At 57.4% G+C, this 13,719-nt stretch carries 11 protein-coding genes; 9 read left to right on the forward strand and 2 right to left on the reverse strand.

The genetic code is table 11. From position 1 onward, the window contains the following. Positions 1-39: 39 nt before the first annotated feature. Positions 40-720: a Crp/Fnr family transcriptional regulator gene (locus DWV57_RS12850; protein WP_097776688.1), complete on the reverse strand. Its 681-nt coding sequence runs from the start codon at positions 718-720 to the stop codon at positions 40-42. A gap of 218 nt (positions 721-938) precedes the next feature. Between DWV57_RS12850 and DWV57_RS12855 the strand changes: the two genes are divergently transcribed. The 5 genes from DWV57_RS12855 to DWV57_RS12875 all read left to right on the forward strand — a co-directional run bounded on the left by DWV57_RS12855 (position 939) and on the right by DWV57_RS12875 (position 7,870). Beyond that, entirely contained in the window at positions 939-2,003 is a 1,065-nt protein-coding gene (locus DWV57_RS12855; protein WP_097776668.1) for an MqnA/MqnD/SBP family protein, read from the forward strand. Between the two features lie 262 nt (positions 2,004-2,265). After that, positions 2,266-3,021 (forward strand): DeoR/GlpR family DNA-binding transcription regulator, encoded by a 756-nt coding sequence (locus DWV57_RS12860; protein ID WP_120020990.1) that lies wholly within the window; start codon positions 2,266-2,268, stop codon positions 3,019-3,021. Then, positions 3,018-3,923 (forward strand): 1-phosphofructokinase, encoded by a 906-nt coding sequence (gene pfkB / locus DWV57_RS12865; protein ID WP_120020991.1) that lies wholly within the window; start codon positions 3,018-3,020, stop codon positions 3,921-3,923. The genes DWV57_RS12860 and pfkB overlap by 4 nt, the downstream gene beginning before the upstream one ends. 48 nt (positions 3,924-3,971) lie before the next feature. Then, the gene (locus DWV57_RS12870) at positions 3,972-5,897 is read left to right on the forward strand and encodes a fructose-specific PTS transporter subunit EIIC (RefSeq protein WP_120020992.1); all 1,926 of its coding nucleotides are present in this window, start codon (positions 3,972-3,974) and stop codon (positions 5,895-5,897) included. 479 nt (positions 5,898-6,376) lie between these two features. Beyond that, entirely contained in the window at positions 6,377-7,870 is a 1,494-nt protein-coding gene (locus tag DWV57_RS12875; RefSeq protein WP_097776665.1) for a DUF1846 domain-containing protein, read from the forward strand. A gap of 71 nt (positions 7,871-7,941) precedes the next feature. Here the strand turns inward: DWV57_RS12875 and DWV57_RS12880 are convergent, their stop codons facing one another. Further along, complete coding sequence (locus DWV57_RS12880; RefSeq protein ID WP_118529159.1) at positions 7,942-8,631, reverse strand: GntR family transcriptional regulator; 690 nt, start codon at positions 8,629-8,631, stop codon at positions 7,942-7,944. A gap of 391 nt (positions 8,632-9,022) precedes the next feature. Between DWV57_RS12880 and DWV57_RS12885 the strand changes: the two genes are divergently transcribed. From DWV57_RS12885 to DWV57_RS12900, 4 genes are all read left to right on the forward strand, one after another. Further along, positions 9,023-10,123, forward strand: a complete 1,101-nt coding sequence (locus DWV57_RS12885) for a TRAP transporter substrate-binding protein (protein ID WP_120020993.1) — start codon at positions 9,023-9,025, stop codon at positions 10,121-10,123. Positions 10,124-10,287: 164 nt separating this feature from the next. Then, positions 10,288-10,770: a TRAP transporter small permease subunit gene (locus DWV57_RS12890; protein ID WP_243089099.1), complete on the forward strand. Its 483-nt coding sequence runs from the start codon at positions 10,288-10,290 to the stop codon at positions 10,768-10,770. A gap of 24 nt (positions 10,771-10,794) precedes the next feature. Further along, the gene (locus DWV57_RS12895; RefSeq protein ID WP_097780898.1) at positions 10,795-12,087 is read left to right on the forward strand and encodes a TRAP transporter large permease; all 1,293 of its coding nucleotides are present in this window, start codon (positions 10,795-10,797) and stop codon (positions 12,085-12,087) included. 159 nt (positions 12,088-12,246) lie between these two features. Beyond that, positions 12,247-13,620 carry a sodium-dependent transporter gene (locus tag DWV57_RS12900; protein ID WP_120020994.1) on the forward strand — a complete coding sequence of 458 codons (1,374 nt, stop codon included), beginning with the start codon at positions 12,247-12,249 and terminating at the stop codon, positions 13,618-13,620. The last annotated feature ends 99 nt before the right edge of the window (positions 13,621-13,719 follow it).

A 13,719-nucleotide genomic window follows, 5' to 3' on the forward strand; every position in this document is an offset into this window, starting at 1 on the left:
TGAATACAGCCAAAGCGCACGCGGCGGCTATTCAAATGGTCACTGCACCATTTGCTTCAGTACCTCAGGCTCCAGCAGCTTGAAGCTGCTTTTGTAGGTGTCCAGCAGGCCGTCCCGCTGCATCTGGCTCAGCTCGCGGCTGAGGGCGCTGCGGTCGCAGTTCAGGTAATCTGCCAGCTGGATGCGGGAGAACGGGATGCTGAAGGTCAGGCTGCCAGCCCGCTCGGCTTCACTGAGCAGATAGGCGCACACTTTGGCCCGCAGGCTTTTGAGCACCAGCAGGTCGATGCGGCGGGAGAGGGAAAAATATTTATCGCTGATGGTGCGCACCAGATTGCGCAATGTCTGCTGGTGCGCCGGACTGCCATCCGAAAGCAGCAGCCGCTCGTAGGGGATCAGCAGCACCTCGCAGGGCACCGAAGCCATCACCGTGACCGGGCTTGCCAGACTGGAACCGCTCAGCACATCGCCGAACACGCCGCCCGGTTCCATGTGGGTGATGGGAATGCGCGCACCCTGCGGCCCGGGACGGTAGGCTTCCAGCTCACCGGACAGCACGATGCCCACCCTGCGGTTGGGTTCGCCCGCCAGAACAAGCGCTTCGCCTTTGCCGTAGCTGCGCATAACGGAACCCAGCTGGGCCAGCAGGGTCTGCAGCTCTTCAGGGGTCAGACCATTGAATAAAGAGGTGGAGCATAACAGCGGAAGAAAGTTTTTCATCACAATTCCGTGGGAAAGATCCGGCTTCCCACAGCCCTCCTGCAATTCCGTTGCACACGCAACGGTATTTTTGACTCTATTATAGTAAACTTAGACCCGCAAAGCAAATGATTTTGCAAATTTGCCTTGTAAAAAATATGAAAAGACCGACCCATGGTTCTGTGCAAAATTTTCAGGCACAAAACGGCGCGGTCTTGTGAGGAAAGAGGGAACCCCGCATGAAAAAACTGACATCCATGCTGCTGGCTCTGGCCCTTGCGCTGAGCCTTGCCGCCTGCGGCGGTGCGGCATCCAGCTCTGTTGCATCCAGTGCAGCTTCCAGCGAAGCTGTCTCCGAGGCTGCTTCGGAAGCCGCTTCCAGTGAGGAAGCCAAGGAACTGTCCACCACCGATGCTCTGCGCATTGCCGGCCTGAAAGGCCCCACCACCATGGGCCTTGTCAACCTGCTGAGCATGGAAGAGGATGGCACCGCTTCCATGGATTACGACCTGCAGCTTTACGGCGCTGCCGATGAGATCGTGCCGCTGCTGATGAAGGGCGAGCTGGACATGGCTGCCATCCCGGCGAATCTGGCCGCCACCCTGTATCAGAAGACGGAGGGCGGCATTCAGGCTGTGGCCGTCAACACGCTGGGCGTGCTGTACGTAGTGGAAAAAGGCGGCGATACGATCCAGTCCATGGCAGACCTTGCAGGCCGTACCATCCTGTCCACCGGAAAGGGCACCACGCCGGAGTACGTGCTGCGCTATCTTCTGAACGCCAATGGCATCGACCCGGACAAGGACGTGACCATTGAATACTACAGCGAGGCCACCGAGGTCACGGCCCAGATGGCCAATACCGAGGATGCCATTGCAGTTCTGCCCCAGCCCTATGTGACTGCAGCCGGCCTGCAGGACGACACCCTGCGTGTGGCCCTCGACCTGACCGAGGAATGGAACAAGGTCGCAGATACCCAGCTTATCACCGGCGTGACCGTGGTGCGCAAGGAGTATGCCGAGGAACACCCGGATGTTGTGGCCGCATTCCTGACCGACTACGCCAAGAGCGTGGAAGCTGCCAACACCGATCTGGACGGCACTGCCGCTCTGTGCGAGGAGCAGGGTGTTGTGGCCAAGGCTGCCATTGCCAAGAAGGCCCTGCCCAACTGCAACATCGTCTGCCTGACCGGCGACGAACTCAAGACCAACGCATCCGCTTATCTGCAGGTGCTGTTTGATGCCGACCCCAAGGCAGTGGGCGGCGCAATGCCCGGCGACGATTTCTACTGGACTGCCGAGTGATTCCTCAATAAGCCATCTCTCCGGCCGCTGTGCGATTGGTACGCACGGCGGCTTTTTCGTTTGCACAAAATGCTTGTATCCCAGCTTTTGTGCTCCCTGCACAAATTTAAAGACAAATTTTTGTGAACGAAAATGAACGAAATTGACTGGAAGTGATTGATTTTGGCACTGTATTTGCTATAATAAAGATGCAATCAACCAAAAAAACGCACAAACGGTCACAAACCGTCAAACGAAAATAAAGCTAAAGGAGAGGATGCCGATGCTGGCAGAAGAACGCTTCAGCCTGATCATGGAACAGCTGAACCGCAAGCGCACCGTGACGGTGCAGGAACTGTGCGAGGCGCTGAACACCAGCGAATCCACCATCCGGCGCGACCTGACCGAACTGGACCGGCTGGGCAAGCTGAACAAGGTGCACGGCGGTGCCACCCTGCCGGACAGCCGTTTTCTGGCGGATGAACCCACCATGGAGGCCAAGGAGTCGCAGGCTGTGGAGCAGAAGCGCAGCATCGCGCAGGCGGCGGCAAAGCTCATCAACGCCGATGATTTTGTGTTCATCGATGCAGGCTCCACCACGCTGGAGCTGGTGCGCGCACTGGCGGGGGATGCCCTCAAGGCCAGCTATGTGACCAACGGCGTGGCCCATGCCCGAGCACTGGCCCGAAAGGGCTGCCGGGTGTATCTGCCCGGAGGACTGCTGCGGCCCCAGACCGAAGCCATTGTGGGTGCACCCACAGTCACCAGCCTGCAGCGCTACAATTTTACCAAGGCGTTCATGGGTGCCAACGGTGTGGCGCTGGATGCCGGTTTTACCACGCCGGACCCCGAGGAAGCTGCCGTGAAAGCAGCGGCAGTGCACCGTGCACGGGAAGCCTGGTTCCTTGTGGATGATGCCAAGTTTTCCCGCATCTACCCGGCAGTCATTGCCGACCTGCAGGGCGGTGCCATTCTCACCAACCGCTGCCCCAACCCCAAATACGAACAATTCACGCTGGTAAAGGAGACGGAAGCATGATTTATACCGTAACATTCAACCCGGCCATTGACTATGTGGTGCGTTTGGATGCACCGCTGGAAGTAGGCGAGGTGAACCGCGCCAAAGGCGAGGACTGCGTGCTGGGCGGCAAGGGCATCAATGTGTCCGGTGTGCTGGCACAGCTGGGCTGCGAGGGCGTGGCGCTGGGCTTTGTGGCCGGTGAGACCGGCGCATGGCTGGAACGCGGTCTTGCTGCACAGGGCTTAAAGACCGATTTTGTGCATCTGGAACAGGGCATGACCCGCATCAATGTCAAGATCAAGGCAGGGCAGGAGACCGAGCTGAACGGCGCGGGCCCCGACATTCCGGAGAGCGCCATGCAGGAGCTGGAAAAGAAGCTGGACAGCCTGAACGAGGACGATATCCTCATTCTGGCGGGCAGCATTCCGGCAAGCCTTTCGCAGGATACCTACGAGCGGCTGCTGGCCCGGCTGCAGGGCAGGGGCGTGCGTGCTGTGGTGGATGCCACCCGCGACCTGCTGGTGAACGTGCTGCAGTACCACCCCTTCCTCATCAAGCCCAATAACCACGAGCTGGGCGAGATCGTGGGCAGGGTGCTGACTACGGACGAAGAGATCATTGCTGCGGCCCGCACCCTGCAGGAAAAGGGTGCTTGCAACGTGCTGGTAAGCATGGCGGGCGACGGTGCCCTGCTGGTGGACGAAAATGGCGAGGTGCATCGCATCGGCTGCCCCAAGGGCAAGGTCGTAAACAGCGTGGGCGCAGGCGACAGCATGGTGGCCGGCTTTGTGGCTGGCTGGATGCAGACCCGGAGCTATTCCTTTGCACTGCGTCTGGGCACCGCCTGCGGCAGCGCCACCGCGTTCAGTCTGGGTCTTGCCACCAAAGAAAAAATCGACGAACTGATGAAGGAAATCTGACCCTCTGTGACGGAGAGGGTTGCAGTTATACAGGAAGGGAGAAAAATCATGCGTATTACGGAATTATTCACCGCGCAGTCCATCGCACTGGATGAGGCTCTGACCGATCAGGAGCAGATCATCAGCCGTCTGGTGGAGCTGCAGGCCACCCATGGCAACATCACGGACAAGGAAGCCTACAAAAAGGCCCTTTATGCCCGTGAGGCGGAGGGCTCCACCTATGTGGACAACGGCATCACGGTGCCCCACGCCAAGACCAATGTAGTCACCCGGCCCAGTCTGGCGGCGCTGCGGCTGAGCAGCCCTGTGCAGTACAATGCCGAGGACGACGGTACCACCGACCTGCTGTTTGCCATTGCGGCCCCGGAAAACGGCAGCCTGCATGTGGACATGCTGGCCCGTATGATGCAGATGCTGATGAACGAGGACTTTGTGGCCAAGCTGAAAGCCGCAAAGACCCCGGCAGAGTTCCTTGACTGCATTGATGCACAGGAGGAGGCTCAGTTCGGCGCAGAGAGCTTCACCCAGCAGGAGATCCCCCAGAACGGCTACCGTATTCTGGCCGTCACCGCCTGCGTCAACGGCATCGCCCACACCTATATGGCAGCGGAAGCCCTGACCAAGGCCGGCGACAAGCTGGGTCTGCCCACCAAGGTGGAGACCAATGGCTCGGATGGAGCAAAGAACATCCTCACCAGAGAAGAGATCGCAAACTGCGACGGCATCATCGTGGCAGCAGAAAAGAAGGTGGAGACCGCCCGCTTCGACGGCAAGCCGGTGCTGTTCACCCGGGTGGACGATGGCATCCACAAGCCGGAGGAGCTCATCAAGAAGATCGTGCACGGCGAGGTGCCTGTTTACCACGCCGAGGGCGGCGCACAGGCCGCCGAGGATGCTTCCGGCAAGGACAGCTTTGGCCGCACTCTGTACAAGAACCTGATGAACGGTGTTTCCCACATGCTGCCCTTCGTGGTGGGCGGCGGCATCATGATCGCACTGGCGTTCCTGCTGGACGATTACACCATCGATCCCTCCAACTTTGGCATGAACACCCCGGTCGCTGCCTTCTTTAAGACGGTGGGCAGCGCAGCTTTCGGTTACATGCTGCCCATCCTGTCGGCCTTCATTGCTATGTCCATTGCAGACCGTCCGGGTCTGGCAGTCGGCTTTGTGGGCGGTGTGCTGGCCATGAACGGCACCAACTTTGCAGGAATTGCAGCGGGTGAGACCACCGGTGTTTCCGGCGGCTTCCTTGCTGCACTGCTGGCCGGTTTTGCTGCAGGCTACATCGTCGAGCTGCTGAAAAAGATCACCGAAAAGCTGCCTGCCAGCCTGAATGGCATCCGTCCCATGCTCATCTACCCGCTGGGCGGTATGCTCATCCTCGGCGCGGTGATGTGCGGCATCAACCCGGTCATGGGCATGATCAACACTGCCATGACCGATTGCCTGAACGCCATGGGCGGCACCTCCAAGGTGCTGCTGGGTGCCATCGTAGCCGGTATGATGAGCATTGATATGGGCGGCCCGTTCAACAAAGCAGCTTACGTCTTTGGCACGGCAGCCCTTGCCTCCGGCAACTATGAGGTGATGGCCGCTGTCATGGTGGGCGGCATGGTCCCTCCCATCGCCATCGCCCTGTCCACCACCTTCTGCCCCAAGAAGTGGACTGCCGACGAGCGCCGCAACGGCATCGTGAACTACGTCATGGGCCTGTGCTTCGTCACCGAGGGCGCGATCCCTTATGCAGCAGCAGATCCGCTGCGCGTCCTGCCCAGCTGCGTGGCCGGCGCAGCGGTGGCCGGTGCGCTCTCCATGACCTTCGGCTGCGCTCTGCGTGCACCGCACGGCGGCATCTTCGTGTTCCCAGTCGTGGACCATACCGCTCTGTACTGTGTGGCGCTGGCTGTGGGCAGCGTGCTGGGTGCTGTGATCCTGAGCCTGCTCAAGAAAAACCGTACCGACGCAGAATAAACGCCATTCTCTCCATATTCGAGATACTTCATAAAGCCGCAGCAAGCCCCCGGGGAGACCCGGGGGCTTGCTGTATCACGCAGGATCGCGCGAAGGATCAGAAGGATAAAAAGAAAAAGTAACCGCCCACGACTTCCAATCCAGGCGGTTACTTTTCTTTTGAAATTTAATTGCCGGTAAGAGGTCTGCCGTTTGCGGGCAGTGCCTTTTCCTGTCTTCATTGTAGACGCTGGTGTGTACTTTGCCAAGCATGAGCCATCAGATATAACATGATACACCCGCTGTCAAAAACGCGGCAAGAACCATTTTCACAAAAAATACAGCAAAGAACAGCGCGAAACACCGCATTTGCTGGAAAAAAGCCGCACGGGCCTCCTTTTGGATTGCACCCGGTTTTTGAGTGTGGTATACTGTTTCTGTTATGGAAAAGTTCCGGTGCGGTGTGCCGGGCACAGCAAAGAGGAAAAAGGAAACGAACGATGAAAATTGGATTTGACAACGACAAATATCTCTCGATGCAGTCAGAACATATCCGCGAGCGCATCAAGAAATTTGACAACAAGCTCTATCTGGAATTCGGCGGCAAGCTGTTCGATGATTACCACGCGTCCCGCGTACTGCCGGGCTTCCAGCCCGATTCCAAGCTGCAGATGCTGCTGCAGCTGAAGGATCAGGCCGAGGTGGTCATCGTTATCAGCGCCGAGGACATCATCAGCAACAAGATCCGCGGCGACTACGGCATCACCTACGATCTGGATGTGCTGCGCCTGATCGATGCCTTCCAGGAAGTAGGCCTGTATGTGGGCAGCGTGTGCGTGACCAAGTACGCCGCTGCACCGGAGGTGGAGGCCTTTGAAAAGCGGCTGAACGGTCTGGGCATCCGCACCTTCCGCCACTACAAAATTCCCGGCTATCCCAACGATGTGGCCCGCATCGTTAGCGACGAGGGCTACGGCAAGAACGATTACATCGAGACCCAGCGCCCGCTGGTGGTCATCACGGCCCCCGGCCCCGGAAGCGGCAAAATGGCCACCTGCCTTTCCCAGCTGTACCACGAGTACAAGCGCGGCGTGAAGGCCGGTTACGCCAAGTTCGAGACCTTCCCCATCTGGAACATTCCCCTCAAGCACCCGGTGAATCTGGCCTACGAGGCCGCTACAGCCGACCTGAACGATGTGAACATGATCGACCCGTTCCATCTGGAAGCCTACGGCGTGACCACCGTCAACTACAACCGCGATATTGAGATCTTCCCGGTGGTGAACGCCATGTTTGAGCTGATCGCTGGCAAAAGCCCGTATAAGTCCCCCACGGACATGGGCGTGAACATGGCAGGCAACTGCATCGTGGACGATGCGGTCTGCCGCGAAGCCTCCCGCAAGGAGATCCTGCGCCGCTACTTCAAGTGCCTGTGTGAGCAGAAAATCACCGGCACGGTCAAGGAGACCGAGCGCTACAAGCTGGAACTGCTGATGAATCAGGCCGACCTGACCGTGGGCCAGCGCGAAGTGGAAAAGCAGGCTCATGCCCGCAGCGAGAGCACCGGCGGAGCCCCTGCTGCCGCCATTGAGCTGCCGGACGGCACCGTTGTTACCGGCAAGACCGGTCCGCTGCTGGGTGCAGCAGCATCTGCTCTGATGAATGCTCTCAAGGTGCTGGCCGGCATCCCGCAGGAGACCGACCTTGTGAGCGCAGCTTCCATTGAGCCCATCCAGACCCTCAAGACCAACTATCTGGGCGGCAAGAATCCCCGCCTGCACACCGACGAGATCCTGATCGCACTTTCCAGCTCGGCTGCTTCCAACGAGCAGGCTGCAGCGGCCATGCATCAGCTGCCCAACCTCAAGGGCTGCGATGTGCACTCCACCGTGCTGCTCTCGGGTGTGGATACCAGCACCCTGAACCGGCTGGGAATGTACCTGACCTGTGACCCTGTTTACGAGGAAGAGGACCGCAAGTACCACAAGCAGTAAATCATACAAAAAAACGAAACAGGCGCATCCAAAGGCCGAAGGGCTGGCGGATGCGCCTGTTTTTCATTGGTTCAGATGCCGGTAAAATAGGATCTGTACTTTTCTGCGTACAGCTGGGTGCCCATGCGGCGCAGGCCGCCGTACAGGTGCTGCCGGATCAGCGGTTCAATGGCATCCAGATCTTTTTCCCGGATCACCCGCAAAATTTCCCGGTGCTCGCTCAGCACATCCGGCACATTGTTGGCCCGCACCACATCCAGACGGGTAAAGCGGGAATAATCCGGCTGCGGCTTTGTCAGGTTCTGCCAGATGTACCACTTGTTCATGCTGCAAAACCAGATGGCGTGCATTTCCAGATCCAGCGTCAGGAAGGCATTGATATCCACATTGTCCGGGTCGGTCATGGTCTGGGCCATCTCTTCCAGTAGGTCATATTTGTGCTTGATTTCGATGTACTCTTTGGGCGAACAGACCTGAATGAAATCGCGCAGCACCATGCTTTCCACAGCGGTGCGCTGGTACACGATCTGATCCACGATATCCAGATCAATGGGGGTGACGATGGTGCCCTTGCAGGGAATGATCTGCACAAAGCCATTCTGCTCCAGCCGCTGCAGAGCAGTGCGCACCGGTGTGCGCGAAATGCCGAACCGTTTGCACAGCTGATTTTCGCTGATGGTCTCTCCGGGCTTGATCTTCAGCGTAACGATCTCATATTCCAGCGTCTGGTAGATGTCCTCCGGATGCAGCTGTTCAGCCATGTGCTCACACTCCATTTATACAGTTGATGATAAGATAGTTCTATTTTAGCCTGCCCAAAAGAGATTGTCAACGCATGAGGATGAAGTATACAAGAGCCTGTATACAAGTATAGGAAAAGCTCCGAAATTTATCATTTTTGACAAAAAATTGATATATCAGATGAAAATGAACGGAATTGTGTCATCGGATTGTAACAGTTTCCACGAGAAACGGATAAGATTGTTAGTTATGCACAAAGAAACTTTGCGAAGTTGGTGAAGTTTGGCTCTTGTGCGGATGTGAATTTTCTGTTACGATTAGCGTGCAATGAAAATGCTGTATACAGGGGATCGCTAAAAACTTTGCTGGCGTATGAGGCAAAACGGTGCCCCTGAAACAAGGAGGAAGATTATGAAAAAGATCTCTCGTCGCAATTTCCTGAAGGTATCTGGTGCAATGGCAGCTGCAGGTGCTCTGGCAGCCTGCGGCGGTTCCGGTGCATCCACTCCGGCTGCTTCCGGCGCAGCATCCACCAGCACCGCAGCCAGCGCTGCTGCAGCCGGTGAGGACAAGTTTGCTTCTCTGGGCGACTTCACCATGACCGTGGGTCATGCACAGCCCGAGGGCAACCCCCGCTTTGTTTCCATGGAGCAGTTTGCCGCCGATGTGGCAGAGGCCACCAACGGCCATGTGAAGATCGAAGTTTACGGCAACGGCCAGCTGGGCACCGAGAAGGAGATGCTGGAGCAGGTCGTGGCCGGCACCGTGCAGGGCATGCGCGGCGGTCAGTTCGACTTCAGCCCCCGTCTGCTGATGTTCACCCTGCCCTTCCTGACCAACACCCGTGCGCAGGTCACGGCTCTGTTGCAGAGCGATCTGGCACAGAAGGTGTGCGCTGAGGCCAAGGGCGAGACGGGCACTGTCATCATTAACCTGTGCGATGCAGGCGGCTACCGCCAGTTCTCCAACTCCAAGCACCCCATCAAGGCTCCCGCAGACCTGAAGGGCCTGAAGATGCGCACCAACGGCATGAAGACCATTGACATGACCTTCCAGGCAATGGGTGCTACCACCACCACCATCCCGTACTCCGACCTGTACATGGGCCTGAAGACCGGCGTTGCAGACGGTCAGGAGAACCCCTGGGTCAACGTGGAGGGCATGAAGTTCTATGAAGTGCAGAAGTACTTCACCGAGGTCAACTACCAGTTCCATCCGGACCCCTTCTATGTGAACGCAGCATGGTGGAACAGCCTGCCCGAGGAGTACCGCGATATCATTACCGAGTGCGCCACCAAGATGGGCGAGTACAACGACGAGCTGATCGACAAGAACTCCAGCGCCGCAAAGCAGACCATCGTGGATTCCGGCTGCGAAGTCTACGAGCCCTCTGCCGATGAGCTGAAGGCCTTCCAGACCGCTGTGCAGTCCGTGTACGACCAGTGTGTCACCGAGGGCATCTGCACCGCCGACGAGATCAAGGAGATGCAGGATATCGTCGCAAAGGCATAAGCAGAAACGACCAAAGGCAAAAACGGCCATGTTACGGTAAAGGCGAGAGGGCAGCCTGCGGGCTGCCCTCTGCTGTAACAGGCCGATGGAAAAAGTTGTAAAATAACCGAAAGGGGCTGAGCACCATCGAAAACCTTAAAAAATTCGGGAAAAAGCTGTTCGACGTGTATTTTACCATCGGCGTGATCGCCATGGCACTGCTGGCGGCTCTTGTGATCTTTACCGTTATTGCGCGCTACTGCTTCTCCCTGAGCTGGAAGCAGCTGGCAGAGTTCAACACCACCCTGTTTGCCTTTACCACCTTCTGGGGCATGGGCATCAACGTGATCAAGGACGAGCACGTCATGATCGACATCCTTTACGACGGTGTCAAGCCTGCCCGCAAGCGCTGGCTGGCTATCGTCAATTACCTCATCGTGCTGGCCGTGGTGCTGGTGTTCACCTATCAGGGCTTCAAGTATGTGGGCGTTGCCGGTAAGCAGATCAGTCAGGGCATGGAGATCCCCATGATGTATATGTACGGCATCATGCCGGTGTGCGGCATCATCTGTGCCATCTGCGTCGTGATCAAGATCATCACCCTGTACAAGGCCGATATTTCCTACTTTGCGCCCAAGAATCAGGCGCTGAGCCGTGACGACGCATAAGCGGAAAGGGGAGAATACACAACTATGGCAATGCTCATCCTTCTGGTGCTGCTGATCTTCTTTGCCGCGCTGGGCATCCCGCTGGCTTTCGCCATCGGTGCTTCCTGCGTGACCTACATCCTGATCTATGCACCTACCTTTATCACCATGCTGCCGCAGCGCGTGTGGAACGGTGCCTACAGTGAGCTGATGATCGCCATGCCGCTGTTCATGCTGGCTGGCGAACTGATGAACACCGGTGGCATCACCCAGCGCATTATTAACTTCTGCATGGAACTGCTGCGGCCCATCCGCGGCGGTCTGGGCGAAGTGAACATTGTGGCTTCCATGATCTTTGGCGGCATTTCCGGTTCCTCTGTGGCCGATACCTCGGCTCTGGGTTCCATCCTGATCCCCGCCATGGAGAAGGAAGGCTACCCGCCGGAAGCTTCTGCCGGTATCACGGTGGCATCCTCTACCATGGGCATGATCATCCCGCCCTCCACACCCATGATCGTTTACTCCATGATCTCCGGTGCATCGGTGGGTGCGCTGTTCGTGGCAGGTGCCGTGCCCGGCATCCTGATCGGTCTGACCCAGCTGGTGCTGGTGTACATCATCAGCGCCAAGAAGGGCTGGCATCCGGAAAAGGTCAAGTTTGACGGCAAGCGCGCCGCCAAGAGCCTGCTTTCCGGCATCCCTGCCCTCATCATGCCGCTGTTCATCATCATCTGCGTTTCCTTCGGCGTGTGCACTGCATCCGAAAGTGCCGGTGTGGCCGTGCTGTATTCCATGCTGGTGGGCTTCTTCGTCTACAAGGAGCTGACATGGAAGGGTGTCTGGGAAGCTTTGAAAAAGACCCTGATCTCTTCTTCCTCCATCATGCTCATCATCGGCTTCACCACCATCTTCACATGGGTGCTGACCATGCAGAAGGTGCCGCAGACGGTGGGTGCCTTCTTCATGTCTCTGAACATGCCCGCATGGGCCATTGCGCTGATCTTCGATGTGCTGATCCTGATGATCGGCACCTTCATCGACGTCAGCCCGGCCATCCTGCTGCTCACCCCCATCCTGCTGCCGGTCATGGTGCAGTACGGCTTCTCGCCGCTGCAGTTCGGTGCCATGATGATCACCGGTCTGGCCATCGGTCTGGTCACTCCGCCGGTCGGCATGTGCCTGAACGCCTGCAATAAGATCAACCGTATGCCCATCATCGAGATCTTCAAGGGCGCAGCGCCCTACGTGATCTGCAACGTGATCGTTCTGATCTCCATCAGCCTGTGGGGCCCGCTTACTACCGCCCTGCCGCAGCTGCTGGGCTACAGCATCTTCTGAGTGCAACGCGTATACCTCTTATAAAAAAACAGGCAGCGCTCCCTTGCGGGGCGCTGTTTTTTTTTGCACGCAAACAGGCGGGACCGTTGTATTTGACGGACAGATATGGTACACTAAGGCCACTTGTGTATAGGAATATAGGAAAAGAGGAATTAAATCATGGATACGCAAAAACAAAAGCGCAGCGCCTTTTCCGGCAAGATCGGCTTTGTGCTGTCGGCCGCAGGCGCTTCGGTGGGTCTGGGCAACATCTGGCGGTTTCCGTACCTCGCCGCGAAATACGGCGGCGGCATTTTTCTGCTGGTGTACATCGTGCTGGCCGCCACCTTTGGCTACACGATGATCGTGGCCGAAACGGCACTGGGCCGCATGACCCACAAAAGCCCGGTGGGTGCCTTTGGAGCCTTTGGCAAAAAGGGCGGCCTGCGGTTCGGCGGCTGGATCAATGCGGTCATTCCCATTCTGATCGTGCCGTACTATTCGGTCATCGGCGGCTGGGTCATCCGCTATCTGTCGGAGTATATCAGCGGCCATGGCAGTGAGCTTTCACAGGACGGCTATTTTTCCAATTTCATTTCCAGCGGACTGTCGGCAGAGGTGTGCTTTCTGATCTTCACGGCCTTTACGCTGGCCATCATCTTTGCCGGTGTGCGCAACGGCGTGGAGCGTGTTTCCAAGGTGATGATGCCGGTGCTGGTGGTGCTTTCGGTGGTCATTGCGGGCTATTCGGTCACGCGCCCGGGTGCGTTGGAAGGTGTGAAGTATTTTCTGGTGCCGAACGTGGCAAACTTTTCCTGGATGACGGTGGTCACGGCCATGGGCCAGATGTTCTATTCGCTGTCCATCGCTATGGGCATTCTGGTCACCTTTGGCTCCTATATGAAAAAGGATGTCTCCATTGAGGAATCCACCGAGAACGTGGAAGTGTTTGATACGGCCATTGCCATCATGGCGGGCCTGATGATCATTCCGGCGGTGTTCTCCTTCTCCGGCGGCGACCCGGACACCCTGCAGGCCGGCCCGGCGCTGATGTTCATTACCATCCCCAAGGTGTTCGAGAGCATGGGCTTTGGCCATGTGGTGGGCATCCTGTTCTTTTTGCTGGTGCTGTTTGCAGCCGTGACCAGCTCCATTGCCCTGACCGAGAGCGCTGTCTCCACCTTTGAGGACGAGCTGGGCTGGAGCCGCGAGCGCGCAACGGCACTGATCGGCCTGATCATGGTGGCGCTGGGCAGCCTTTCGGCACTGGGCTATGGCCCGCTGGCGGGCGTAACGGTGTTCGGGATGCAGTTTCTGGATTTCTTCGATTTCCTCACCAACTCTGTCATGATGCCCATTGCAGCCATTGCTACCTGCCTGCTGGTGTCCCGCGTGATCGGCGTGCAGAAAATCGAAGAAGAGGTGACGCTGAGCGGCAAGCCCTTCCGCCGCAAAAAGATCTTCAACTTCATGATCCAGTATCTGTGCCCCATCTTTGCGGCCATTATCCTGATCAGCTCTGTGGCAAATGCTCTGGGCTGGATCGCAATGTAAAACAAAAAAGCGCAGAAGGTGTTTCTCAAAGGAAGCCTTCTGCGCTTTTTTGTAAACACTAATCTCCATGATTGTTACCATTGAAGGAATACATTTGCG

This window comes from Faecalibacterium sp. AF10-46, from assembly GCF_003604105.1.
Lineage (GTDB): Bacteria > Bacillota > Clostridia > Oscillospirales > Ruminococcaceae > Faecalibacterium > Faecalibacterium taiwanense.